This is a genomic window from Ekhidna sp. (assembly GCF_965228795.1).
Classification (GTDB): Bacteria; Bacteroidota; Bacteroidia; order Cytophagales; family Cyclobacteriaceae; genus Ekhidna.
This window is the reverse complement of sequence record NZ_OZ245839.1, coordinates 2,832,748-2,859,357: the sequence shown is the minus strand read 5'-3', so window position 1 is coordinate 2,859,357 and position 26,610 is coordinate 2,832,748. Positions and strand designations below refer to the sequence as shown.

The window sequence follows — 26,610 nt, the reverse complement described above, 5'->3', positions numbered from 1 at the left end:
ATACTATGTCGAAGTTTAAGAAAAAATCAAGCGCATCACAAGATATACCTACGGCAGCATTGCCGGATATTATCTTCATGCTTCTATTCTTCTTCATGGTGACAACTGTGATGAGAGAGCAGGAGATTTTAGTAAAACAGGTACTTCCTAAGGCGGAACAGCTTTCTAAAATTCAGAAGAAGTCATTGGTGAGTCACATCTACATCGGAGAGCCAAAGAACATTGGCACTTACGGAGATGAACCAAGAATTCAAACCAATGATGTATTCATGGAGCCCGATGAATTGACCCTTTTTGTAAACCAGGAAAAAGATAAACTTTCCGAGGCAGAAAGAGATCGAATCACAATGGCCCTGAATATTGACTCTGAAGTTAAGATGGGAATTGTTTCAGACGTTGAGCAAACGCTTAGGAAGTCAAATGCTCGTAAGATTCTTTATAAGTCTCTTAAAGGGCTAAAGGATTAAAATAACTTTTTCAGAAATATATAAACCCAGGCGGTATCGTCTGGGTTTTTTTGGTTTTAAGAATGTCGGCTTGATTGACCTCTTTTGATCGAAAGCTTATTTTTCTAGCTGTTTCTTCTTTTCCTTAAGCCATTGATCATATTCTTTCTTGGCTTCATCCAGTGCATCTTCTAACTCTTGCTGCGTTGCTTTTCTTAACTTATCTGCCTCGTCAATGACTTTCTCACGTTGCTTTTGCAGCCGCTTGAGTGTAGTTTCTATATCACGCTTTGCATCTTCTGCAGCCTCTTTAGAATCCTTCTTTAGATCATCGATTTCTTTCTCTAGCTCTTTCTTACGCTCTTCAAATTTTTCAAGAGCTTCCTCACGCTTCGACTCCTTTTCGTTTTCTTTGGCTGAACAGCCAATAAGTATTGTGCCCAAAAGCGCATACATTAGATATTTCATGGTATAACTGATTTAATAATTAAGCACTGAATTTTTTTGGATTGAGGTATGGCGCCCAATCATCTCTATATAATCCGGTATTCATCTTCAGAAAAGTAACGTATGAAGGCTTTACCGGAGCTTTCAAAAGCTTCATTCCTACTTTTTCTAACGAATAGTCACTCTTCCGAGAATTACATTTCTTGCACGCGGTAACAAGGTTTGTCCAGGTGGACTTTCCGCCTTTTGATCTTGGCACTACATGGTCAATTGTCAAATCTTTAGAAGTACCGCAATACTGACATTTTCCCCCGTCTCTTTTGAAGAGATTATGCCTACTCATGACCACACCTTTATAAGGAATTGAAATGTAATATTTCACTTTTATTACAGAAGGAAATGGATAAGAGGAGGTGATTGATCGAAGTTTCTTTTCTTTAATGTCAGTGATTAGATCTGCTTTTTTGAGAAACATGAGCATAAATGCACGCTGTACTGTGCACACCGTGAGCGGTGTGTAATCTTGATTTAATACCAGTACAGTGTTATTCATAAATTAAATTCTTAATCGTTCCAAATCTCTTTTTTGGTCCTTCTTCTTAATGCTTTCTCGTTTATCATAGATCTTTTTACCCTTAGCGAGTGCTATTTGTAACTTCGCCAGGCCCCTGCTATTAATGTATATTTTAACCGGAATTATAGTTAATCCTTTTTCCTCAGTCTTAGATTTGAATTTATCAAGTTCACGCTTTTTTAAAAGCAACTTTCGGTCTCTTGTCATTTCATGACTTTCAAAACTTGCCTGTGAGTAGGGAGAGATATTCATACCCTTGATGAAGAGTTCATCCTTTTTAAAGTAACAGTATGCCTCCTGGATACTTGCTTTTCCTTCTCTTAAGGATTTAATCTCAGAACCTTTAAGCATGATGCCCGCCTCCACTGTTTCAACAAATTCAAACTCATAACTTGCTTTACGATTTTTGATTTGAATGTTATTTGAAAACCTGTTCTTATCCTTACTCATTGTATAAATATATATATAGACCGCATCAAAATGGCATTCTAGGGAGTGGACTATCATTTAATGCCCCAAACGCTTCCTTCTCATACAGTAAATGACCACTAATAGCAATCATGCCTGCATTATCCGTGCAGTATTGAAAGTCAGGAATATAGACTCTCCATTTTCTTTCTTCTGCTACTTCCTTTAACCGATTTCTCAAACCACTGTTTGCTGATACGCCACCTGCTATTGCAATTTGATTGATTCCTTCCTGATCTGCCGCTTTTTCAAGTTTTTGCATAAGCATAGCTATCAAGGTGTGCTGAATGCTGGCAGCCAGATCATTGATATTCTCTTCAATGAACCGCTCATTACTTCTTACTTCTTTTCTTAAAAAATAAAGTATTGAAGTCTTAATCCCACTGAATGAATAGTCAAGAGCGGGCATTTCTGATTCAGTAAATTGAAACCTGTCAGGATTACCTTCTTTAGCCAATTTGTCAATCAAAGGTCCCCCGGGATATGGAAGGCCAAGCAGTTTAGCAGCTTTATCAAAAGCCTCCCCAACGGCATCATCTTGTGTTTGTCCCAGAATGATCATTTCATTTGCACTATTGACACGAAGTATTTGTGTATGCCCACCACTCACAGTTAAGCAGATAAACGGATAGGAGGGCTTAGGATCATCAATAAAATGGGCCAGTACATGCGCCTTCATATGATGGATAGGAATCAATGGAATATTTAGTGAGGCTGCCATTGATTTAGCGAAACTTGATCCAATTAATAGTGCACCTAATAACCCCGGTCCTCGTGTATATGCAATCCCATCTAAATCTTTTACGTTAATATTGGCGTGAGTGAGTACATGATCAACTACTGGCACGATATTTCTTTGATGTTCTCGTGAAGCGAGCTCGGGCACTACACCTCCGTACTGCTCATGAATAGCTTGGCTGGCAATTTCATTATTGATTACTTTGCCGTTTATGCACAGAGATGCTGAAGTTTCGTCACAAGATGATTCTATACCTAGGATAACCGCCACCGCTTTTTTTTGAAGGCCAAGATAACGATATCGCAAGTTCGCAGAGTAATCTGGAAGATTTTTTCAGGTACATTTTTCTATACATTAATGCTATTGCTCTTGGTGATGCTTCTTCTACAGCTAAGACCGGTGCAAACATATTTGGCGCGGCAGGTACTTCAGGCTGTTTCTGACAAGACAAATTATGAGATATCAATCAGCAAAGTTAAAATCTCATGGTTGGACCAAGCCAGCTTAGAAGAAATCATGATAAAAGATCTTAGTGGTGATACAATGGTGTATTCTCATAACCTGGAGGTCAATTATGAAATTCTCAACCTCATAAAACAGGATTTCCTGAATATTGAAGAGGTAGTTTCCAATGGTCTTAGACTCAAATTAGCAAAGCATGAGGAAGGATCGAAGCTTAACCTCACACAGTTTTTAAATGCTTTAAAAACTGACACTGTAAAGAAAGAGTCCAAACCAATCTATGTTGGTGGAATAACCCTTTCCGATTTGAATCTTAGCTTAAGAGACAAGACAAAGGAACTACAGCCTAATAAGCTTGATTTTGCAAATCTGAATTTCAGAATTCCTGATTTTAATGTCACCAGGTTTTCTCTCAGATCTGATACAATCTCGGGAGAGATACTGCAAATGAGAGGAGTGGAAACACATTCAAACTTTATGATTACTGATTTTAATACTGTTTTTAGAGTTAGTAACCAATCATTAAGCGTAGACGATCTCAATTTCAGAACCCCGACAAGTCATGTTTCGGATAGCCTTGAATTTTTCTATAACGGTCTGGATGATCTTGGCTACTTTCAGGATAGTGTTTCTTTTATCCTTCATTTTGACAATACAGTCATCTCTAATGAGGATATACGCATTGTCACAGGGATTAAAAAACTCAATAATGACATTTCAATCGACGGGATCATATGGGGAACAGTAGGAGATTTCAATATAGAGCAAACTCGCTTTGGCTATGGAAACTCATATTTCGTTGGCGGGGTTAGTTGTTTCGGTCTGCCCAACTTATCTAAGACGTTTATTCTCGCCGATTTCACTGATTCACATCTAATACCAAATGATCTGAGACCCTACCTTGGGAGTTATACCGATAATCTTCAGCGAATGGGCAAGATTGACTTCACGGGAAGCTTTGCCGGATTTCTAAAAGATTTTGTAGCCAGGGGTGATTTTGTGACGGATCAGGGATCAATACATTCTGATATCAACATAAAAATTCCAGCTGATATCACCAACATGTCATATGTTGGAAACCTTGAGTTTAAGGAATTAAATATTGGTTCATTTTTTAAAAATGAAATTGTTCAGGTCATTAATCTGAAAGCTGCTGTAAATGGAAAAGGCCTTAAGCCTGAGAATGCCGAATTTGATATGAAGGCACTGGTATACAATAGTGGACTCTATGGTTATGTATATGATAGTGTTGAAGCTGATGGAACGTTCGCTAGAAATTTCTTTGATGGAAATTTTGCCATAAAAGATCCTAACTGTGATATGCGAGGTGAAGCACAGCTAGACCTTAGAAATGACAAGGAGATAGTTAATGTTAATATTAAAATTGACACGTTTAATGCAGATAAATTGAATCTTACTAAAAGAAGCTTGTCGGCTGCAGGTCATATAACAACCGAGGTAAATGATTTGAGTCTTGATAACTTCAATGGTAATCTCAAGATTGATTCCGGTTTTGTGCGACTTGGCGACAAGCATATCATTTTAGATTCTATTCGATTAAATGCTACTTTAATAGATAGTATACGTCGAATTGAATTAGCATTTCCTGGATTTGAGTCACAAATTAAAGGCGACTTTAAGGTGTCCGAGTTAATCAAGGATGTACCCGCGATGGCCAGTGCCTATACTTCTAAGTTGATGCTTTCTGATGATACTTTAAGTAGAGTAGAAAGTGGAAGTAACTATAAGGTCGATCTATATGCAAAAATTAAGGACATTTCTCCATACCTGGATTCTTTGAAGCTTCCTGTCTCCCTTTCGGGGAAAACAACGATTGATGGTACTTTTAGGCAAAGCAAAAATTCAAACCTCTTTTTCTATGTTCGTTCAGATACGCTTGAAATAAAAAACAATATTTTCCTACAACCTCGTCTGGAACTGAATGGCTCACGCGATCTGGAAGATGGATCTATTTTAACTAACCTGATTTTCCAATCCTCTGATCAAGTGGTTGCCGGCGTTCCTGATACAAAAGATTTACTGCTGGAGGGTGTATGGTATAAAAATACCATTGATTTGACATCCGAGGTAAGCCAACCTGAGACTGAGAGTGACATCAGGCTTGAGAGTACGGTTTCTTTATTTAAAGATTCATTGATCTTCAGAATGCAACCTTCAGATATCAAACTTCTTGATGATCACTGGAGGATTAATCCATCAAATAAGGTTGTCATTTCAAATAATAAAATTGAAATAGAAAACTTCGAGATTTATGATTCACTCGAATCTTTGACTATTGAGGGAGTTTATGCAGATTCTATTCCTACTTCCATCACTGTATCAACAGAAGACTTAAAAATGGATAAGCTTGGGTTGTTTTCAAAGGCAACTATTGCTGGCTTTCTAAACGGAGAATTTCGCATGTTCAGGTCTACCAGCAAGGAACCTTTCAAATTTGACGGAGGGTTCCTTTTAAGAGATCTTCAGTATGACAATATGGATATTGGTGATGTAAGTGGTACGTCGAACTGGAACCCCAATGAGCAAAGCATATATTCAAAAGTTGAGGTTAAGCATGAAAATTTCAACGAAGTAATTGTAGAGGGAAACTACTATCCTCTTAGAGAAAATGATCAACTTGATTTTAACATAACATTTAATGAGGCGGACTTAAATCTGGGGCAACCATTTTTGGAGGAAAATTTATCCAATATTTCCGGAAAGGCGAATGGTTCGTTACAGGTAACCGGGACAACTAACATGCCGAAAGTCGTCGGAGAGTGCCAAATTGAAAATGGAGGACTAACGGTCAACTATCTAAATACTTCTTATGCTATTGATGGTAAGGTGGATTTTAATTCCGATCAGATTAAGCTGATGGATTTTAATCTGACTGACAGGAAAGGATCCAATGCAACCATGTCAGGTACTATTTATCATAGCAGTTTTAAGAATTTAAGAACCGAAATAACCATGCGGGCTAATAATTTTGAGTTTTTAAATACTACATCCCTGGATAATGAATTGTATTATGGATCGGCATATGGATCAGGCACAATAAACGTAACCGGACCTCTCAATGATTTACTTATAAATGCAAGTATTCGTACAGAGCCCAATACACGCTTTTTTATACCAATAGCCGACGCTACTTCTACTAGTCAGCAAGATTATATATCCTTTGTTGATTTTTCTGATACCACGGAGGTGGAAAATAAAGAAGAAGAATTTAGTTTATCTGGCCTGACACTAGAATTTGATATTGATGTAACCCCGGATGCTTACTGTGAACTAATTTTTGATATAAAAACAGGTGATATAATTAGAGGAAGGGGAAGGGGTAACTTGAAACTTAGATTGGATACAGATGGTGAATTCAACATGTTCGGACCTCTTGAAATAACTGAAGGAGCATATAATTTCACTGTCCCCAACTTTATAAATAAAGAATTTGATGTAGTGCCGGGCAGTAGAATTACATGGTACGGAGAACCATACGATGCAATTTTAGACCTGGAAGCCACCTACCTTCAGCGAGCCTCGTTTGAAGAATTAGATAATCCAGAAGAAAGAAATGCGGAGGAATTGGCAATAAAGGTTCCGGTTCTGGTAGTTCTTGAGTTGGATGGAAGTATGCTTTCTCCGGATATTGGATTTGATTTACGTCTTGAGAATCAATCAGACGCTACACCTAGATCAACAGCGGATCTGGCACAGATAACATCAGATGAACAGGAGCTTAAAAGACAGGTTATTAGCTTGTTATTCCTCAAACGCTTCTCTCCAAGACAAAGTTTTCAACTTGGGGGCGGTAGCGTAGGAAACAGTGTTAGCGAGTTTCTGTCTTCCCAAGTTAGTTATTTGGTAAGCCAGATTGATGAAAATTTAGAAGTCGAAGTTGATTTAGCCGATTTAAATCGAGATGCCTTCAACACCTTTCAACTACGGTTTGCTTATACTTTCTTAAATGGTAGGTTAAAGGTAACCAGGGGTGGTGATTTTGGCAGTCAAGGACAAAATCAAACAGATGATAATGTCTTGAACGATATTGTAGGTGACTGGTCTGTAGAGTATAGTCTTACTAAGGATGGTAAGCTTAGAGCCAAAGTATTTAGCAATACAGATCAAAGGATCATTGCTACTGAACAACAAAATCAAGAGACCGGAATAAGTCTGAGGTTTGTGCATTCATTTAATGATATAACAGAACTCTTGAGTCTTAAACGAGAAGAAGCATTGCTGAGGAGAGAAGAAGAGGAGAATGAAAAAGCAGAAGATAATAAAGCACCTGATTCTACCAGATAATTGAAATTAATATTCATGGGAATTAATCAGGAATCATTAACTTATGATTCATTAAACACAGATCACCATGAATTACAGAAAGTTTAGTCAGAAGTTTGCCGATGAAATAGGAGGAGAGTTTAGAGAGTATGATGAAAATCAATCAGTCATCATCGTTCCCCTTAAAAGCGGCAGGTTCCAAACTGTTACCGGTCATATCGTAGAACACCCTGGCTACAATAGAGAAGTAGTTCACTTGAAGTCAAAGGTGTGTAAGCTTACCTATGACATTCCATTTTTAGACTGTCTGGAAGCTTCCAGAGAGTATCCATATACTAAATTCATAGTAGAGGACGGATTTTTAAAGGTAGAAGCGATAAACTTTCTGGTAAACCTAAAAGACCACATGGTCAAAGAAATGATCCTGGAAATCGCACAACATGCCGATGATTGGGAATTAAAGATCACAGGAAAGGATATTCATTAATACTTTTGCATTGCAAGCCGACCTATCGTACAGGCGTTACAGCCTGTAAGGAAAGTCCGGGCAGCATAGAGCAGCGTACTTCTTAACCGGAAGCGTACTGACTGTTACACGTCAGCATAGAGAAAGTGCCACAGAAAACAGACTACCATTCTCGATTTTTCGGGAAAGGAAAAGGTGAAAAGGTGAGGTAAAAGCTCACCGGGTGAATGGTGACATTGACCGCACGGTAAACCTTACGCGCTGAAAGACCAAATAGGTTCTGTGTTTGAGAGTTGCTCGCTCGAACAGAATTGGGTAGGTCGTTAGACTTTATCGGTGACGATAAGGCTAGATAAATGATAGGATAGAACAGAACCCGGCTTACTGGCTTGCTTTTTGTTATGGTAATTGCCTCAAAGAATAATTAATAATATGGCCAAAATATTAGTAGTAGATGATGAGAAGAGTATTAGAGATGCTTTAAGTGATATTCTCTCAGAAGAAAAATATGATGTAATCACGGCAGAGGATGGAGAGGACGGATGGGCAAAACTGGAAGATCAAAAGGTGGATTTGGTTCTTTGTGATATCAAAATGCCTAAAATGGATGGAATGGAGCTTTTGAATAAAGTTTCCGAAGAAGGATTGGATGTCCCATTTGTAATGATCTCTGCGCATGGCACCATTGATACTGCAGTGGAAGCTACTAAGAAAGGAGCCTATGATTTTATTCAAAAACCACCTGATCTTAATAGGATACTACTAACCGTCAGAAATGCACTTGAAACCTCTCAGCTCTCAACAGAAACCAAGGTTTTAAGAAAGAAAGTAAGCAAGGGCTATGAAATTGTTGGTGAATCAGAAGGGATTGAAGAAGTTAAAGCAACTATAGAAAAGGTGGCACCTACAGAGGCAAGGGTGCTAATAAATGGTGAAAATGGTACCGGTAAGGAATTAGTAGCCAGGTGGTTGCATGAAAAAAGCTCGCGATCCAAATCTCCACTGGTTGAGGTTAACTGTGCTGCCATACCTTCCGAATTAATTGAGAGTGAATTATTTGGTCACGAAAAAGGGTCATTTACCTCGGCACATAAACAGCGGATAGGAAAGTTTGAGCAGGCCAATGGAGGAACATTGTTTCTGGACGAGATAGGAGATATGAGTTTATCCGCTCAAGCTAAAGTATTAAGAGCCCTTCAGGATAAAAAGATTACTCGTGTGGGTGGTGATAAATCCATTAGTGTGGATGTACGAGTGCTGGCTGCAACAAACAAAAATCTTAAGAAAGAGATAGAAGAGGGAAACTTCAGAGAGGATTTATATCACAGACTGAGTGTGATGGTAATTACAGTACCTCCGCTGCGTGAACGAAAAGAAGATATTAAATTATTGGCAGACCACTTTCTTGATCAGGTAGCTTCAGAGTATGGAACAGCAAAAAAGCTTATTGACGATGAAGCTGTATCCCAGTTAGAAAAATATAACTGGACAGGTAATATTCGAGAACTTAGAAATGTAATCGAAAGACTAGTGATCATGTCTCAAGAGAAGATCACTAAAGAGGATGTAAGGAAGTACGTAGAAGCGTAGTGTAACTATGCGTTAGACTGCTGCTCTGTCTTTACTTCTTTTGTATCTTCCTGTGCATAAGTAGGACATGTTCTTTGCGTACATGCACTCATTGCAAGGATAATGACAGCCAGTATTGTAAGTTTCAATTTCATAAGCGGTTAAATTCGATGAGCATGCTCATAGTTTGACAACCATTCAAAAATAGATTAAATAATCTACTATACAACAGCGAATGGTCTAAAATATTACTTGTTTTTCGCTAAACAAGTAAGTTACATCCACGAATGTCACTATTATCAAAACGACCGAGGACTTCAAAATGATTCCCATCAACCCTTCCAAGGTCTTTAGTCTCGATGAATGAACAAGTATCTATATTGCCCAGGTCAATGATATTGATGCCTCCGGTGGATTGATTTTCGAGGTATGAAAAGGGATCATTGATATCTCGAATCAAACACTTGGCCCAGGACGGAAATTTGAATTTTCCATTCTCCCCGTATGCCTGACTAAAAAGTTCTGTCATTCCATATTCAGACCAGATGGCATCTGTATTAAAACCAGTTTTCAGTCGATTATGCAGGTCTTCACGGGTGATTTCTTTTCTTCTGCCTTTCATGCCACCGGTTTCCATAATAATGGAGTCTCCTGATGCTATATTCTTACTTTCCACCAAATCCAATAGCGCATATGAAACTCCTATTATCAGTTTTTTGCCTGGCTTATGTAACATTTGTTCAATGTCGGAATCGAGATAATAGCCTGAAGAAGGATCACTTTGATGAATGAAATGATCCACCATATTAATTAGTGAAGATTGACCTTGCTCTTGATACGATGGTAACAATGCAATGATTTGAAGATCTTCTAATGCATTTACAGAATGCTCGAAAGTATGAGTTGTGATGGAGTGATAAAAGGATTCATCTCTTACATAATGCTTGCTTCTTCCGGTTTCTGTGGTGCCACTACTTTTAAATATTTTTGACGCTGACCAGTCTCCGCTTTTTATCGCATGATTTTTGAAGAACTCTATTGGTATAAATGGAATATCCGTAAGTTTTTTGACGTTTTTTGGATTTTTATTGAGGTACTTACAGTATTCCTGATAAATATTGCAATGACGGTATTGGTACTCAAATACTTTGAGCGAACTATCAACGAAAGTTTTTTCGTTGATATCGAAAATCGTATGTTTAAATTCCTCAGCGAAACTCATTTATTAGTTTCATTAGGGGCTAAGAAGGTTAATTTTGTTATCATAATATGAATAGAAATCTACTGATCTTTTGTCTTGCTGCAGCATCTCTTACCAGTTGCTTCGACAAAGATATTTTTCCTGATACTCCGAATATAGCTTTTGAGGATATAAAGTTCATTGATACTCAATCTACAGATTCATTACAGGTGACCTTTAGCTTTGAGGACGGCAATGGAGATATCGGGCTTGAGAGTGGACAAGACCTACTTTTTCCATACCACGTTTACAATTTTGTGATGGATAGTGAGGATAGTGTGGTTTTTATCAATCAGGATCCTTCATCAATAGCATTCCCGGTTTATGAAGTTCCGGTTGTCATTGATCAGCAGGATGGAGAATTGATTTACTTCTTTTTTCCTGATCAGAAAGTGTTGTTTTCTGATACGGATAATCGTCCGGCTTATAGTTGTGAGTCTTATGAGGTAATTGATTCCGATACCCTTTATGTTACTCGCAATGAATACTATTATAATTTCCATGTCGAGTTTGAAAGAAAGGTAGGAGAGGATATTTACGAACCCATTGATTTTAGGGGGATATTCAATAATAACGACTGTTCTCTAGGCAACTTCAACGGAAGAATACCCTTTTTTGATTCTGATGGAAAAAGCGGAACGTTCACTTATTCCATGCTTTCACAAGCCTTCAAATTGGCATTTGTAGATGACGTTATACGTGTCAAATTTTACATTTACGATCGAGCCTTGAATAAAAGCAATGAGGTAGTTTCTTCAGACTTTTTTCTCTCCGATATAACCGTTAGTAGATAGAAGTGTACTTATTAGGGTTAGCCTCTGATAATAGTGCGTACACCTTATCAAATACATCTTCCACATTTGGCTTAGAGAAGTAATCTCCATCGCTACCGTATGCAGGTCTGTGATTTTTACCCGAAATAGTAAGGGGCTTGGAATCCAAATGGAAGTATCCGCCATCTCTTTCCAAGATCTGTTGAAGGATAAAGGCCGATGCACCTCCCTCGACATCTTCGTCCACGATGACGAGTCGATTGGTCTTCTCTAGTGACTTCACAATTATTTGTGGTCTGTCAAATGGAATGAGTGTTTGTGCATCTATTACTTCTACTTCAATCCCCTCTTCAGAAAGTTGATTGGCTGCTTCCATCACTACTCGACAAGTAGAGCCATATGTAACGATTGTTGCATCCGTGCCCTCTCTCAATACTTCCGGTTCACCCAAAGCAAGCTTGAATTCAGAAAGGTTTGAAGGTACTCTTTCCTTTAGTCTGTAGCCATTCAATGATTCAATGACCAACGCAGGATCATCAGACTGCATGAGTGTATTGTAGAACCCGGCTGCTTGCGTCATGTTGCGAGGAGTGAGTACAAACATGCCTCTTAATGAATTAAGGATCATGCCCATAGGTGAGCCTGAGTGCCAAACACCTTCCAGTCTGTGTCCTCTTGTTCGGATGATTAGTGGTGCTTTTTGCCCACCATAAGTTCTGTATTGTAGTGTTGCAAGGTCATCAGAAAGTGTTTGGATTGCATATAGCAAATAATCTAAATACTGTATTTCCGCGATTGGTCTCAATCCTCTTATCGCAGCTCCGATACCCTGACCAACAATGGTGGTTTCTCGGATTCCTGTATCGGTAACTTTTAACTCGCCATACTTTTCCTGCAGACCTGCAAAGCCCTGGTTTACATCACCAATCTTACCTACATCTTCTCCAAAAGCGAATACTCTTGGATCTGTTTTCAATAGATGATCAAAGCAAGCATTCAAAACCTCACGTCCGTCTACGAGCTCACTTTCTTCCGAGTATTCTGCCGGTACCGTTTCTATGTTAAGTGCTGATTCCTGAGACTCGCTGTAAAGTTTAGAGTTGAATTGCTTTTCGTACTGGCTTGATTTTTCTTTTAACCAATTAGACAGATTTTCCTTTTCTACTAAAGCTTGATTTTTAAGAATGCGAAGTGTCTTTTTTGCAGCTTTAACGATATGTGACTTTTCAGGATTTAGTTCCTTTCTTAAACCATCTGCTATCGCGGAAATTTCTGCTTTTGAAGAAGATGAAATGGCTGCTTTCTCGATTAAGCTGATTACTTCGTCAACATCTTTTTTAATGTCTTGTGTGTATGCCTTCCATGCAGCATCTTTTGCTTGTTTTGCTGCTTGTTTTGCTTCTTTTTCCATGGCATCCAACTCCTCAGATGAAGCAATCTTTTCCTTTTCAATCCACTGTCGCATTTGAAGAATGCAGTCGTATTCTTTTTCCCAGCTTAGTCGATCTTTGGATTTGTATCGCTCATGAGAGCCGGATGTGGAATGACCTTGAGGCTGAGTGACCTCAATGACATGGATTAAGCATGGGATATGCTTTTTGCGGGATATCTCAACTGCTTTTTTGTAGGTATCTAAAAGGGCAGGATAGTCCCACGCTTTTACTGTTAGGATTTCAAATCCGTCCTTGTCTTTTGTGCGTTGAAAACCGCTCAGTGCTTCTGAAATACTCTCCTTGGTAGTGTGGTATTTCTGAGGAACGGAAATACCATACCCATCATCCCATACAGACATAACCATTGGCACCTGAAGTACACCAGCTGCATTCATGGTTTCCCAGAAGTGTCCTTCAGAAGTAGAGGCATTACCGATTGTTCCGAATGCTACCTCATTGCCCTTGATTGAAAAATCTTCAAATTCGCTGAGATCTTTGTTTTCTCTGTATAATTTGGATGCGTATGCTAATCCCAATAGGCGAGGCATTTGTCCTGCAGTAGGAGAGATGTCCGCACTACTATTCTTTTTATCTGTCTGGGTCATCCATTCACCCTTCTCATTAAGGTATCTGGTTGCAAAGTGGCCGTTCATCATTCGGCCTGCAGATGCAGGATCTGCTTCTACATCAGTATGTGCATATAATTGAGCGAAAAACTGTTTCGTATTTAACTGACCGATCGCCATCATGAATGTCTGATCTCTGTAATATCCAGATCTCCAATCTCCATTTTGAAAATACTTGGCCATAGCTATCTGGGGAATTTCCTTTCCGTCACCAAAAATTCCGAATTTGGCCTTCCCCATGAAGACTTCCTTTCTTCCGATTACGCTTGCCTCTCTGCTTTCAACTGCTAATTGATAGTCATTGAGTATTTCTTGTTTTGAAACCGGCAATTTGGATTTAGCTTTTGTCTCGCTCATGATTCGATCGTTTAGTGTTTGCCCAGACGACAGGCATGTTCAAAAGTACAAAAAATCCCACACTTTTGAAAGTAAAACATCCATAGAAAACTATTGTTTTGGTTTTCTTAATTCTTATATAAGATATTAAATATTGCTTAGATTAATTAAGCAGAATAAAATTTTAAATATTAGTCAAATTCAACTGTGAGTGTTTTGTATTTTCGATTCTTAGGATTTCTCTGAAAAGCAGTTCCTATATTTGCCCTCCTTAACAATATTAACCATGATAATAGGCGTCCCAAAAGAGATTAAAAATAACGAAAACAGGGTGGCAGTAACTCCGTCAGGAGTTGTTGAATTCACCAAAAGAGGTCATGAGGTATACATTCAGTCAACGGCTGGTGATGGAAGTGGGTTTACCAATGATCAGTACGAAGAGGCAGGTGCCAAAATCCTTCCGACTATTGAGGATGTGTATGGCATTGCAGAAATGATCATCAAGGTGAAAGAGCCGATTGAACCTGAGTACAAATTGTGCAAGAAAGATCAGCTGATTTTCACGTATTTTCATTTTGCTTCATATGAGCCGCTAACGAAAGCAATGATAGAGAGTGGTGCAGTATGTCTGGCTTATGAAACGGTTGAAAAAGCAGATAGATCATTGCCTCTTTTGATTCCAATGTCTGAGGTTGCCGGAAGAATGTCTGTGCAGGAAGGTGCAAAATACCTCGAAAAACCAATGATGGGTAGAGGAATACTTTTGGGTGGCGTTCCGGGTGTAAGACCAGCGAAAGTGATGATCTTAGGAGGTGGTGTTGTAGGAACAAACGCAGCAAAAATGGCAGCCGGAATGGGTGCAGATGTAACAATCCTTGATTTAAATCTACAGCGTTTGAGATATCTGGATGACGTAATGCCTGCGAACGTAAATACGTTTATGAGTAGTGAGTACAATATCCGTGAACTTATTAGCACGCACGACTTAATCATCGGAGCGGTATTGATCCCGGGAGCAAAAGCTCCTCACCTGGTAACTAAAGATATGCTCAAAGAAATGCAACCGGGAACTGTTTTAGTTGATGTTGCAGTAGATCAGGGCGGATGTATTGAAACCTGTAAGCCAACCACACACCAAGACCCTACCTATATTATTGATGATGTTGTACACTATTGTGTGGCCAATATGCCGGGAGCGGTTCCTTACACTTCTACGCTTGCGTTGACCAATGCTACATTGCCTTATGCTATTCAGCTGGCTAATAAAGGCTGGAAAAAAGCGTGTAGCGATAGCAAAGAGCTTCGATTGGGACTAAATGTAATCAATGGAGAGGTTGTTTATAAAGGAGTTGCAGAAGCATTTGACATGCCGTACACAGAAGTGGAAAAATTCCTCTAATTAATACAAGAATTAACCTCAAGCCCATTCGCCTCACGGTGGATGGGCTTTTTATTTCCACTCATCTTATGGTTATGACCATTCGCTTTAAAGCTTATGTGTAGGAACAATAGCAAGTATTTATTTGTGTTAGTGAATCTAAATGATGACAAGAAATAACTCTTACTGGCTACTTCAATCAATCGGATGGTTCGTCTATGCATTAATAGGTGTAGCTATTGCTCTGATTTTTTATGAGCATGTGGATGTCTGGGTTATTCTAGCGCAATTTTTCAGTGCTATTGTGATGTTTCTGTCTACTCATTTACTTCGCTATAAGATGAAGCTTGATGGGTGGCTCAAGCTTAAATTACAGAAACTAATTCTTCGTCTTTTACCAACGCTGATAATACTATCTCTTTCTGCAAATGGTATTGTTGTTGGATATACTATTCTTACAACTGATCTCATTGATGTAGAGCGATTCAGTATCTCTGTATTTTTGCTGTTTACATTTCAAACGTTTGTTTATTTCTTACTTTGGACAGCAGTTTATCTCATCATTTTCTTTTTCAGAAATTATAAGAAAGAAGAAGTAGAGAAATGGCAGTTGAAAACCGCAGTAAAAGATGCAGAGCTAATTGCTCTTAAGGCACAGATCAATCCGCATTTTCTTTTTAATGCCTTAAACAATATCAGAGCGCTCATTTTAGAGGATCACATGAAGGCAAGAGACATGGTTTCACACCTTTCCGAATTATTGAGATACTCTATTCAGTTTAATGATAATGAGAAGGTTACTGTTGAGGAGGAGCTCAAAATTGTTAATAAGTATTTGGAGCTTGAGAGTATTCATTATGAGAATCGATTGCATTACGAAATCCTTACTAAAGAGGAGCTGAACAGATGTAAGATACCGCCGATGCTCATTCAACTGATGGCTGAAAATGCTGTGAAGCATGGAATATCCCAGGTGAAAAATGGTGGCGACATTTTAATTTCCGTAGAAAAGGACGGTAAGGATTTGGTACTTGAAGTGTCCAACACCGGGAAATTAAAAAAAAATCTAGGGAATGGAATAGGCCTGAGGAACGCTACAGAACGTATTCGAATACTTTTTGAAACTGAGCCGGATTTAGAATTAAAACAAGAAGGAAATATGGTTCGATCAAGACTCAAATTACCAATCGTACGATGATGTCCTAATCCGTCTCCATAAAAAAGAAATATATGAAAGCTATAATAGTAGATGACACTCGCTTAGCTCGGCAAGAGCTTCAGTTTTTGTTGAAAAACCATAAAGATGTGCAGGTAATAGGAGAGGCAGAAAATGCTGATGAGGCCAAAGAAATGATTGAAAGACTAAGGCCCGATTTGGTGTTTTTAGATATTCAAATGCCGGACAAGGATGGTTTTGAGCTGTTGGAAATGTTGGATGAAGTACCGCAAGTCATATTTACCACCGCATATAGCGAATATGCTATTAAGGCATTTGATTACAACGCGCTTGATTATCTGAAGAAGCCAATAACCGATGATCGACTAGGCATGGCCCTTCAGCGAGTGCAGGAAAACTTAGAGAAGACTGAAGAACCGAAGGATATACTCAGCGAGAATAGCCAGGTGTTTGTAAAAGATGGTGAGAAATGTTGGTTTGTAACCCTTAGAGATGTTCGCCTTTTTGAAATATGGGACAATTACACACGAATTTATTTTGAAGAACATAAGCCGATGATACCAAAAACCTTGCAGTACATGGAGAGTAGACTAGATCCTAAAGTGTTTTTTCGAGCAAACAGGCAACAGATCATCAACATGAAATGGATTGACAAAATTGAACCATGGTTCAGTGGCACTATCAGACTTTATTTAAAAGATGGCACTGAGGTGGAGGTAAGCAGAAGACAAACTTCAAGGTTTAAGGATTTGATGAGTTTTTAAGCAACTCATGCAATCGACTAATTGCCTTCTGGTTACTTTCAATGTTAATGTTCTCAATCACGTGCTGTTTTTCTTTAGTAGTCAGGTGCCAGCTCAACGATGCTCTTTCTACTTCTGAACTATTGCCGTTGTTTTGATAGGAATCATAAGCGATTTCAACCACATCAACATCGCATTCAAGCCATGACTTCATTTGTTCAACTCGAATGTCATTGTTAATATCCTGCATGTTAGTAAGGTTGTTGTAGACGCTTGCGATGGGGTAGGTGAGTCGGTCTATTACGGATGGATCCGGCCGAGGCTCAATAGGGGCGTCTGATTTGGTATCTCGAATTACAAGAAGAACAACACCGTCAGTGTTTTCTGTAATCCATTCTTCAAAAACAGTTATAAAGCGTATAGCATCTGAAATGCCAAAATTATCAGATATTCCGGCATCCATAATTTCAACACGTGGCTCAGCCGGTAAGCTAATATTTGGCGTGATATAAGGAAAGGAAGCTGACATGCGCAATGCAGTAAGAAAACTTAAGTTGGATGGATCATTTGTCCGGAAAAATGTCTGAAAATCAACCCCACGTACCGAAGGTTCTTCACCATTGAGTACATCAGATGAGGTTCCTAGGTAAGACATGGGCTGAGACGAGATGTAAAGTTTTCGACCATCGTTGGCAATTGTTGGAGACATAACCAGAGTTGGTATAATGGCTTCTTCTTCAACCTTTTTATAATCTTTGATTTGTTTATTCAAAACTCCCCCAAGGTTCTTGTTAAGATTCTGTTCAAAAACGTATCCTCTATCTACGCTATAGGTTCTGTCTGCATATTCATGTGTTCTTATTTTGAAAAATAGATCATTTACAAGCAAGCCGAAAATAACCGGGTTTAGATTGTCCTTGCCCATGTTAAGTAGCATATCTGATTTTTCCCTGGTCAGCAGGTTCTTATGCCTGAGAAACATTTCACGATAGAAAGCAGCACCTATCACCCCTCCCGAAGCTCCGGTTATTAAAAAGGTTTGGTCCATTAAATTGCCATTAAGCGTACTATCTGCTTTCAAAAGTGAATTAACGGTCCAAAGAGCGGCTCTTTGTCCTCCTCCACTAACACATAGAAAGACCATTTTTTGCTTTTTCGAATCTGACCACTTCGCTTTCCAGTTTTCCAGCGTTTCCAGCATGTGTAGTTTGTCATGCACATATTGCTCTTTTGAATGAACAGTTTCTAAATTTTCAATGGAATAGTTAGTGTACACCGTGTCATAATTCAAGCCTGTGGCTTGATTAAAGCCTTTTCCTAGCCCCGCTTTTGCAGCAAAATTCACCAGAACAAAGACTCCAAGAGCAAACGCAAGTCCCCATCCTTTAAACCAATAACTAATGGCACCAACAAGCATTACAGCTATTGCAAAAATCAAAAGTGAGCTCGCTGCAGCAGGAATTTGGAGAAACTCAACATTCATAAAAAATCCTAACAGTAGAATGACTCCAATGATGCAGAGTTCCACCACAACCGAATTGAAGTGGTTTTGATCGAATACCCGAACGATGGCTTCCTTATTTCTGAAGTCGACAATATGTTCTGTAGATCGAACCTTAAGTTTTAAGTCAAGATAGTTAGTGACGTTATACCGGTCAGCTCTGTTTTCTCGGACTCGATTCATTACACGATCCCTGCTTAGTACATTTTTGCGTAGTTTTCTATCAAGTGTTCCTGCCAGAAAAATAAAGATGTCCTTATTGGTAAACCTGAAATACAGAATCATCAGCAGATGCATGGCGATGATCCCTAGAATTAAGCCGCCTACGAACAATACGATTTGTGATGAGGAAGCTAACCCATTATCTATTTGAAAACGGACCAGAAAGAAGATATAGAGTCCCAGAATGAGCAAAGGGATCAGACTGTTGTTGATGGAGAATTTAGTAAACGGACGCTGTAAAACACCAATAAACCTAAATCTATGACCATCAAGAATGTAAGTAGTGATGTGCCATGCCATTATTAGGTTACCAAACGAAACACCTACTATGAAGAAGCTCCAAAAACTTACTTTGCCAAGATACTCAGGATCAAGAAACAGGTAGTGGATACCATACACTTTTCCCAACCCTCCTGTGAATGCAGAAACGATAACAATCCATACAGTGAGTAATGCTAAATTCTTTTTGAAATGGTGAAAGGTCAATTGCACCATTAGCGAATGAAGGATATTTTGAAGCCTTTGCTTGATATTACTCATAGTTTATTAATCGAATAAAAACGGCCGCCGAAACGACCTATAGGATAAGCTATCGAAAGCCGACAACCCTGACCGAATATAGTAAGTATATTCAAACAATTATTCACTACTAATTCCGATTCAAGGTCTTTTCGACATAGCATAAAAAATCCCGGCGATTCCGTCGGGATTATTTTTTTATCCCAGTGCTTGTTCCAGGTCATCGATCAAATCATCCACGTCTTCAATGCCTATACTCAATCTAATTAGCGAGTCAGTTAAACCTATTTTTAATCGCTGCTCTCGTGGTATGCTTGCGTGAGTCATAGTGGCCGGATGACCCACTAGGGATTCCACACCTCCGAGCGATTCAGCCAGACTAAATATCTTAAAACTGCTGAGTGTCTTATTGGCTTGTTCAAGGGTGTCTTTTTTTTGAACGAACGATAGCATACCTCCAAAATCACTCATTTGCTGCTTGGCTATGTCGTGATTGGGGTGATCTTCGAATCCTGGCCAGTAGACTTTCTCAATGTTTGAGTGGCTCCTGAGCCAATTGGCTACTTTCCGTCCATTTTCACAATGCCTTTGCATTCTTAAATGGAGTGTTTTGATACCTCTCAATGCCAAAAAACAATCCTGAGGACCAGGAACAGCACCACTCGAGTTTTGAAAGAAACCGAATTGTTCATCAAGGACCGGATCGTTTGTACAGAGGAAACCCATGATTACATCTGAGTGTCCTGCCAAATATTTTGTGACTGAGTGCATCACGATATCGGCTCCCAGATCCAGTGGGTTTTGAAGGTACGGTGATGCAAATGTGTTGTCTACCGCAGTAAGGATGTTTTTACGCCTACCTATAGATGTAATTGCAGAGATATCGATAATGTTCATCATTGGGTTTGTAGGTGTCTCCACCCAAATCAGTTTGGTCCTCTCAGTAATCGCCTCTTCAATGGTTGAAGTATCCTTCATGTTTATAAAGGTGAACTTGATGCCATACTTTGAAAAGACTTTGGTGAATAAGCGATATGATCCACCATACAAATCGGATGAGCAAACCACCTCATCACCCGGATTTAGCATTTTGATAACTGTTTCGGTTGCACTCATCCCGGAAGCAAAGCATCTTCCAAATTTTGCATTTTCTAAAGCGGCGAGATTGTTTTCGAGAGCGTCACGCGTTGGATTCCTTGTTCGGGCATAAGCATACCCTTTATGAACTCCGGGTTCATCCTGTGCGTACGTTGACGTTTGAAAAATAGGAGTCATGACTGCACCTGTTGAAGGGTCAGGAAATATACCTGCATGCAGTGCTTTAGTTCCGAATTTCATAGGAGTTATTCTTTAAATCTTTACGTAAAAGGCGAATTTACCAATTAACTTTAATGGCTTGCTAATACGATTACGTCCTTTTTAAACGATCAGAGTTCATTCTAATGAAAAGCTTTAATTTAACGTCTAAAAGAAATCTGAATGGACAACTCTGCCAATCACACCCGTGAGCTATCGGAAGAAAACCCTTTTTTATATCAGCATACCAAATCATTCGCTCAGATTCTTTATGCGCTAAAAAGTAGCTTAGTGCTAAGTACTTATCAGACCGGAAAAGTAGTGATGTTTAGTTCCAAGTCTGAAGAGCAAATGATCCAATTACCAAGATCCTTTCGAAAACCAATGGGTGTTGCTTCTTATGATAAGCATCTGGCAATTGCGTGTTTAAATGAAGTGGTACTAACCCACAGGTCTAAAAATGCTGCCAAAGCTTATCCGAAGAAACCTGATATTTATGATGCCATATACCTTCCAAGATCCACGCATTATACAGGATCAGTAGATACGCACGATATTAGTTATGGGAAAGGAGGGTTATGGGCAGTAATTACTCAGTTTTCCTGTATCGCTCAGTTGGATCCTCGTTTTAGTTTCTTACCTAAATGGAAGCCCCATTTTATTTCAGAAGTAGCTCCGGGGGATAGATGTCATTTGAATGGAATGACCATGAAGAATGGAGTTCCTAAATACGTAACAGCACTAGGTAAGTCCGATCAACCTGGAGGTTGGAGAGATAATAAATTAAATGGCGGTATTCTCATGGATGTGGACACCAATGAAATCTTGTTGGATGGTTTGGCCATGCCACACAGTCCACGGTTGGTTGGTGAAGATATATTCTATTTACAGTCTGCAGTGGGTGAACTATGGAAGTATCATGTTCCTTCCGGATCAAATGAAAAAATTTGTGAAGTTCCTGGATTTGCTCGAGGTATGTCTTTTTATCAAAATTTTCTGTTTATCGGATTGTCAAGAATTAGAGAGGATAGCAAAGACTTTGGCAAAATGCCAATTGCTTCCAAAAATCCGATCGCAGGGGTAGCAATTGTGAATTTGAGATCAAAAAGCGTCGAAGCTTTATTAGAATATAAGAATGCTGTCAAAGAGCTTTATGATGTTCATGTATTACCTGGTGTTATAAGACCTAATATCCTCAATAACCTGAGTGATCTTCACACAAATGCGATCATAACCCCAAAAAGGATTTTTTGGCAAGATCCTGATAAGGATAAGGATAAAAAGCAAAAGGAAAGCACACAGGAGAGAAAGCAGGAATAAGTTAATGGCCAAAGTAAGTATAAATACCTACTATAAAACTGCTTTGGATCTCCATAAATCAGGAAAGCTCAAAGAGGCTCGTAAAATATACTTGGAAATTCTGAAGCTAATGCCTAACCATTTAGATAGCCTATTAATGGTTGGACAAACTTGGTACCAAGAACAAAATTTTGATAAGGCGCTAGCTTACTTTGATCGAGGACTCGACTATCAATCTTCCAATACTGAATTTTTGATTCAAAAGGGCAGAGTGCTTATAAAACTTCGAAAGCATAATGATGCAAAAGTTCTTTTTGAAGAATTAACCAAGACCAATCAATCCAATTCGCATGTACTTTTTCATGCTGCCAGAAACCTGAAAGAGATGGGGCAATTTCAGTCTGCCTTGAAACTATACCAACGTGTAATACAGTTAGAACCCGGACATAAGCAAGCCTTGAATAATCTCGCGAACCTGTATCAGCAAATGTACGCGTTTGATGAGTCCATGAAGTACTATGATCAGCTACTTGCGATTGATCCGTATTTCTCAATGGCATTTAGCAACAAAGCCGGTTTACTTCAGAAAATGGGCAGGCTGGATGAAGCTGAGCAATTATATCAAAGGTCTTTGGAACTTGATAATAACAACTCACTGGCCTTTTATAACATTGGAGTTATACATAATCGAAGATTTGATCACGAAAAAGCGCTTCAGTGGATTGAAAAGTCATTGAGTTTGGCCCCAAATAATCATAAATATTTGAGCACCTACGCCAGTACGCTCAATAACCTGGGACAGAAGCAAAAGGCAGTTCAACTATTGCAAAAGCTGATAAAAAGTGGGACAGATAATGAAGAACCTTACCTTAAACTTTCTAAAATTTATCTGGCTGATCATAAATTAGACCAAGTACTGAAATTGCTGGAGCCTTATGTTCAAAGGAATCGGTATTGCCATGAAGGAGTTTGTTTATTAGGAATTGTATACGATTTAAAAAATGATCTTCTGACGGCTGAAAAATATCTGACTCAGGTAGAGAAGCACCCTGAATACAGCTTACGCGCAAACATGGTGCTACAGTTACTCTATTCCAAAATGGGTCGGATGGATAAGTATGATGAGATGATGGAGCGTGTAAATAGCCTTCTGCATCAGTTTATTCAAAGTGATAGGCAGGATAATGAGATCCCGGTATACAATCTAATATATTACCCATATGACCTAAAGTTGGCTGCAGATGTAACCAGAAAATTTTCTCAAGGCCTCATCAATTCAATCAAGCCATTACGTAATCGATTAAATTTTAAGTATCAGTCCAAAAAAGATCGAATAAGGGTCGGTTATATATCTCCATACTTTAAGAATCATCCTGCTGGCAAACTTATTCAAGGGGTATTAAAGCATCATAATCGAAATCAGTTTGAAGTATTCGGATATGCCATCAATTGTAGAAATGATCAGGTAAATAGTGAAGTAAGGCCGTTATTAGATCATTATAGAGAAATTGGTAACCTGAAATCAAAGGAAGCTGCCGAGATAATAAATAATGATGGAATTCAAATTCTGGTGAGTTTGGCAGGATATAACTATGGTATGAATTCAGAAATACCAGCCCTGCGACCAGCACCTATCCAGGTGGTTTGTATGGATTGTCATGAAACCATGCAGACAGATTATTATGACTACATGTTTAAAGATGAGGTGGTTGTTACAGAATCAAATCGACCTCATTTTAGTGAATCACTCGCTTTTCTTCCACCGAGTCACTTTTTTACTACTGAAATGGTTCCTTCAGCTAAGGAAGTAACCAGGGCAGACTATGATTTGCCTGAGAATGCTTTCGTTTTTGGTTGCCTCAATCACCCACGCAAACTAAACCCTCAAGCAGTGAGAGCCTGGTCTGAAATTTTAAAGCAAGTTCCAGATTCAATTCTTTGGCTGTATGATGCAGGGATAGACTTATTTAAAACGAATATTTTGGAAGCATTCTTGAATGAGGGAATTGAGTCTGCTAGAATTCGATTTTGTGGACGGGAGAAACCTGGTGATCATATTCGAAGGATGGAATTGATCGATCTATTTCTGGATACATCCATATATAATGGTCATACCACGTGTCTAGAGGCCTTATGGATGAGTGTCCCTGTGTTGACGTTAAAAGGATTTTCAATAAGCTCGAGGTTATGCAGTTCATTTATAGAGGCAATTGATATTAAGGAAATGGTATGCGAAACCAGCGATGCATACATTCAAAAAGCAATAACACTGGCCCAAGACGAGGAAATGTTTGTTGCAATTAAAAAAAGGTTTTCTGAGGCTCGTAGAAACAGTAAGTTTTTTGACCCACGCCACCTTACCAGAAACATAGAAGCAGCTTATATAAAAATGTGGGAAAAACATGAAAGAGGTGAAACTCGATCAGATTTTAAAGTGCTGAGTGATGGAAGCTTCTGAGTATATCGCATCGGTTAATAAGGCCATTACTCTTCTGAATAAAGGACAGTTGGAAGAGGCTAAAGAAACATGTGTGCGTTTGATGAAGGAAATGCCTGAACGTAAGGGAGCCTACTTGTTACTTGCTCAGATTCATTCCAAAAGTGGAGAATTAAAGAAGGCAGAGAATGTCCTTAAAACAGGCCTTAAGACCACTGGAGAATCAATATTTCATGCAAATCTTGGTATTGTTCAATCAAAAATGAATCACCATGATCATGCCTTAAAATCATTTACAAAGGTTAATTTCAAAGACACCAAGGATGACCTTATACACTTGTATTATGCTAAGTCACTTGTAGCTGATGGACAGCTAAATGAAGCAATGTATCATTACAGGAAATGTTTAGAAGTAAAACCAGATCATCCGCAGGCATTAAACAATATGGCCAACTTGTTGCAAAAAACAGGCAACTCATCTGAAGCTAAAAAATACCTCAAAAGGCTCATCGAGGTTAATCCGAATGAGGCAATCGCATATTGTAACCTGGGCAGCTTGTATGAGAAAAGCAATGAAATAGGGCGAGCGAAAACGTGTTATGAAAAATCGCTTCAGTTAGACCCTTCATTGTCCATCAGTTACTTTAACCTGGCCCAATTGCTTGGTGGGTATCTAAGAGATTTTCGAGGCGTTTTAACTTTGATTGATAAGGGGTTGAAAATAGGAGATGAGCACTTTAAAAAGGGCTTACGGTTCTATCAGATCTTATATCGAAAGCATATGGCTGATTGGTCTGAGTATGAGCAGGATGTAGCTGATTTGAATCAGATAATTAAGGAATACCTATCCGAAGATCACAAACTTCCATTCGAAATAGTCCCTTATAATCTATCTCACTTAGAAATTGATAATCAGCTGTATCGAAAAGTAGCAGAAAAATATGCGAAGACCATTGAGAAAAGAGTGAGCCAAAGGTTTCCTACAGTTAAATATGATCACACCATAAGCACAGGTAAGATCAAAGTAGGTTATTATTCACCGAACATGCGTTCGCATCCGGGAGGTCTTCTGGTTCGAAAATTATTTGATTGTCACGATTCAAGTAAGTTTGAAATTCACGCATTTTCACTGGTTCAAGCTGATGATTTTGTAAGTAATGAAATAAAAGATTCGGTCGATTATTTTCATGATGTTTCGAAGCTTGATACATTAGAAATTGCCAATTTTATCAATCGAACAGGCATTGATATTCTGGTTAGTTTGGCTTTTTACAATACTTCCATGAATGTAGAGGTACTTGCCTTAAGACCAGCCCCTATACAAATGGTTTTAGTCGGATCACATGAAACTACTGGGGCATCTTTTATCGATTACGTGTTTTCTGATGAATCGATGATCGATTCAGATATTCGGAAAAACTTTAGCGAAAAAATCATCACTCTGCCTTGTTCTTTGCTGATTAACAGTGAGTTACCAGTAGATAACGATATAATTACAACAAGAAAGGATCATGGTTTACCTAATGAAGCATTTGTATTTGCAAGCTTTAATCACCCTAGAAAATTGGATCCGGAAACCGTAGACACATGGATGAAGATTCTAAAAGGTGCTCCGGATTCAGTGCTATGGCTTTATGATGGTGGTAGTGAATATGTTCGGGATGTCATGTTTAACCGTGCCTCATCAGAAGGTATCAATGAGCATCGAATCATCTTTGCTTCGCACATGGAGTTAACAAAGCACTGGGAACGTTTCAGGCATGTGGATCTTTTTTTAGATAGTTTTAACTACAATGCACATGTGACCGGTATAGAGGCCCTTCGGATGGGTGTCCCAATGATTACTTTAAGAGGAGGTAATCACAATAGCCGAATCGGTTCTAGCCTGATATATTATTCCGGACTTTCAAATTGCACTTTCTTGACTAAAAATGATTATATTGAGAGGTCAATTCAGCTTGCCACCAATACGGAAGAAATGGAGTCCCTGAGGGGAAGTCTGCAACCTGGATCAGATAAGCTTATTTTTGATACGGAAATGCAGGTAAAGTACCTGGAAAAAGCCTATCAAAAAGCATTTATTAGATTTAAAAAAACACTACCATCAAAAGATTTAAATGTCGGTTCGGCCTTAAGTTTAAATTCTTTGTTGTGAATTTTACATATCGCCAAAAA

Annotated in this window: 20 protein-coding genes and 1 other RNA gene; 12 read left to right on the top strand and 9 right to left on the bottom strand. The window is 38.8% G+C overall.

Translation table 11 applies throughout. The features are described from left to right. Positions 1–5: 5 nt before the first annotated feature. The gene (locus tag ACQK2H_RS12705) at positions 6–467 is read left to right on the top strand and encodes an ExbD/TolR family protein (protein ID WP_425391819.1); all 462 of its coding nucleotides are present in this window, start codon (positions 6–8) and stop codon (positions 465–467) included. Between the two features lie 96 nt (positions 468–563). On the opposite strand, the gene ACQK2H_RS12700 is transcribed toward ACQK2H_RS12705, so the two are convergent. The 4 genes from ACQK2H_RS12700 to tsaD are packed head-to-tail and all read right to left on the bottom strand — an operon-like array spanning position 564 to position 2,980. Further along, positions 564–914: a hypothetical protein gene (locus ACQK2H_RS12700; RefSeq protein ID WP_425391818.1), complete on the bottom strand. Its 351-nt coding sequence runs from the start codon at positions 912–914 to the stop codon at positions 564–566. Between the two features lie 19 nt (positions 915–933). Continuing rightward, on the bottom strand, positions 934–1,446 hold the full coding sequence (locus ACQK2H_RS12695) for an HNH endonuclease (protein ID WP_425391817.1): 513 nt from the start codon (positions 1,444–1,446) through the stop codon (positions 934–936). A 3-nt stretch (positions 1,447–1,449) separates the two neighbouring features. Continuing rightward, entirely contained in the window at positions 1,450–1,917 is a 468-nt protein-coding gene (gene smpB / locus ACQK2H_RS12690) for an SsrA-binding protein SmpB (RefSeq protein ID WP_425391816.1), read from the bottom strand. A gap of 25 nt (positions 1,918–1,942) precedes the next feature. Further along, positions 1,943–2,980: a tRNA (adenosine(37)-N6)-threonylcarbamoyltransferase complex transferase subunit TsaD gene (tsaD, locus tag ACQK2H_RS12685; RefSeq protein ID WP_425391815.1), complete on the bottom strand. Its 1,038-nt coding sequence runs from the start codon at positions 2,978–2,980 to the stop codon at positions 1,943–1,945. Between the two features lie 210 nt (positions 2,981–3,190). On the opposite strand from tsaD, the gene ACQK2H_RS12680 reads away from it, so the two are divergent. From ACQK2H_RS12680 to ACQK2H_RS12665, 4 genes are all read left to right on the top strand, one after another. After that, a complete protein-coding gene (locus ACQK2H_RS12680; RefSeq protein ID WP_425391814.1) occupies positions 3,191–7,441 on the top strand; it encodes a translocation/assembly module TamB domain-containing protein in 4,251 nt (1,416 codons plus the stop codon). Between the two features lie 67 nt (positions 7,442–7,508). After that, entirely contained in the window at positions 7,509–7,907 is a 399-nt protein-coding gene (locus ACQK2H_RS12675) for a hypothetical protein (protein WP_425391813.1), read from the top strand. Positions 7,908–7,916: 9 nt separating this feature from the next. After that, positions 7,917–8,286, top strand: an RNA gene (rnpB, locus tag ACQK2H_RS12670) — RNase P RNA component class A. A 32-nt stretch (positions 8,287–8,318) separates the two neighbouring features. Beyond that, complete coding sequence (locus ACQK2H_RS12665; RefSeq protein ID WP_425391812.1) at positions 8,319–9,476, top strand: sigma-54-dependent transcriptional regulator; 1,158 nt, start codon at positions 8,319–8,321, stop codon at positions 9,474–9,476. A 5-nt stretch (positions 9,477–9,481) separates the two neighbouring features. Here ACQK2H_RS12665 and ACQK2H_RS12660 read toward each other — a convergent pair whose 3' ends face one another. Both ACQK2H_RS12660 and ACQK2H_RS12655 read right to left on the bottom strand, forming a co-directional pair. Next, complete coding sequence (locus ACQK2H_RS12660) at positions 9,482–9,610, bottom strand: hypothetical protein (RefSeq protein WP_425391811.1); 129 nt, start codon at positions 9,608–9,610, stop codon at positions 9,482–9,484. A gap of 107 nt (positions 9,611–9,717) precedes the next feature. Next, positions 9,718–10,677 carry an acyl transferase gene (locus tag ACQK2H_RS12655; protein ID WP_425391810.1) on the bottom strand — a complete coding sequence of 320 codons (960 nt, stop codon included), beginning with the start codon at positions 10,675–10,677 and terminating at the stop codon, positions 9,718–9,720. A 47-nt stretch (positions 10,678–10,724) separates the two neighbouring features. Between ACQK2H_RS12655 and ACQK2H_RS12650 the strand changes: the two genes are divergently transcribed. Beyond that, on the top strand, positions 10,725–11,489 hold the full coding sequence (locus ACQK2H_RS12650; protein ID WP_425391809.1) for a hypothetical protein: 765 nt from the start codon (positions 10,725–10,727) through the stop codon (positions 11,487–11,489). On the opposite strand, the gene ACQK2H_RS12645 is transcribed toward ACQK2H_RS12650, so the two are convergent. Next, positions 11,479–13,884: an alpha-ketoacid dehydrogenase subunit alpha/beta gene (locus ACQK2H_RS12645; protein WP_425391808.1), complete on the bottom strand. Its 2,406-nt coding sequence runs from the start codon at positions 13,882–13,884 to the stop codon at positions 11,479–11,481. The genes ACQK2H_RS12650 and ACQK2H_RS12645 overlap by 11 nt on opposite strands. Before the next feature lie 265 nt (positions 13,885–14,149). On the opposite strand from ACQK2H_RS12645, the gene ald reads away from it, so the two are divergent. From ald to ACQK2H_RS12630, 3 genes are all read left to right on the top strand, one after another. After that, entirely contained in the window at positions 14,150–15,262 is a 1,113-nt protein-coding gene (gene ald, locus ACQK2H_RS12640) for an alanine dehydrogenase (RefSeq protein WP_425391807.1), read from the top strand. Positions 15,263–15,407: 145 nt separating this feature from the next. Continuing rightward, positions 15,408–16,439: a sensor histidine kinase gene (locus tag ACQK2H_RS12635; protein ID WP_425391806.1), complete on the top strand. Its 1,032-nt coding sequence runs from the start codon at positions 15,408–15,410 to the stop codon at positions 16,437–16,439. A gap of 32 nt (positions 16,440–16,471) precedes the next feature. Beyond that, positions 16,472–17,182, top strand: a complete 711-nt coding sequence (locus tag ACQK2H_RS12630) for a LytR/AlgR family response regulator transcription factor (RefSeq protein ID WP_425391805.1) — start codon at positions 16,472–16,474, stop codon at positions 17,180–17,182. Here ACQK2H_RS12630 and ACQK2H_RS12625 read toward each other — a convergent pair. Both ACQK2H_RS12625 and ACQK2H_RS12620 read right to left on the bottom strand, forming a co-directional pair. Continuing rightward, a complete protein-coding gene (locus tag ACQK2H_RS12625) occupies positions 17,160–19,424 on the bottom strand; it encodes a patatin-like phospholipase family protein (protein WP_425391804.1) in 2,265 nt (754 codons plus the stop codon). The two genes, ACQK2H_RS12630 and ACQK2H_RS12625, sit on opposite strands and share 23 nt — an antisense overlap. Positions 19,425–19,601: 177 nt before the next feature. Beyond that, positions 19,602–20,741, bottom strand: a complete 1,140-nt coding sequence (locus tag ACQK2H_RS12620) for a cystathionine gamma-synthase (RefSeq protein ID WP_425391803.1) — start codon at positions 20,739–20,741, stop codon at positions 19,602–19,604. A gap of 141 nt (positions 20,742–20,882) precedes the next feature. Here ACQK2H_RS12620 and ACQK2H_RS12615 point away from each other — a divergent pair, with 141 nt between their 5' ends. Genes ACQK2H_RS12615 through ACQK2H_RS12605 form a run of 3 tightly spaced genes read left to right on the top strand, consistent with a single transcriptional unit; the run spans position 20,883 to position 26,590 of the window. After that, complete coding sequence (locus ACQK2H_RS12615) at positions 20,883–22,019, top strand: TIGR03032 family protein (protein WP_425391802.1); 1,137 nt, start codon at positions 20,883–20,885, stop codon at positions 22,017–22,019. Positions 22,020–22,023: 4 nt separating this feature from the next. Beyond that, positions 22,024–24,456 carry a tetratricopeptide repeat protein gene (locus ACQK2H_RS12610; RefSeq protein WP_425391801.1) on the top strand — a complete coding sequence of 811 codons (2,433 nt, stop codon included), beginning with the start codon at positions 22,024–22,026 and terminating at the stop codon, positions 24,454–24,456. Then, the gene (locus ACQK2H_RS12605; RefSeq protein WP_425391800.1) at positions 24,443–26,590 is read left to right on the top strand and encodes a tetratricopeptide repeat protein; all 2,148 of its coding nucleotides are present in this window, start codon (positions 24,443–24,445) and stop codon (positions 26,588–26,590) included. The genes ACQK2H_RS12610 and ACQK2H_RS12605 overlap by 14 nt, the downstream gene beginning before the upstream one ends. The last annotated feature ends 20 nt before the right edge of the window (positions 26,591–26,610 follow it).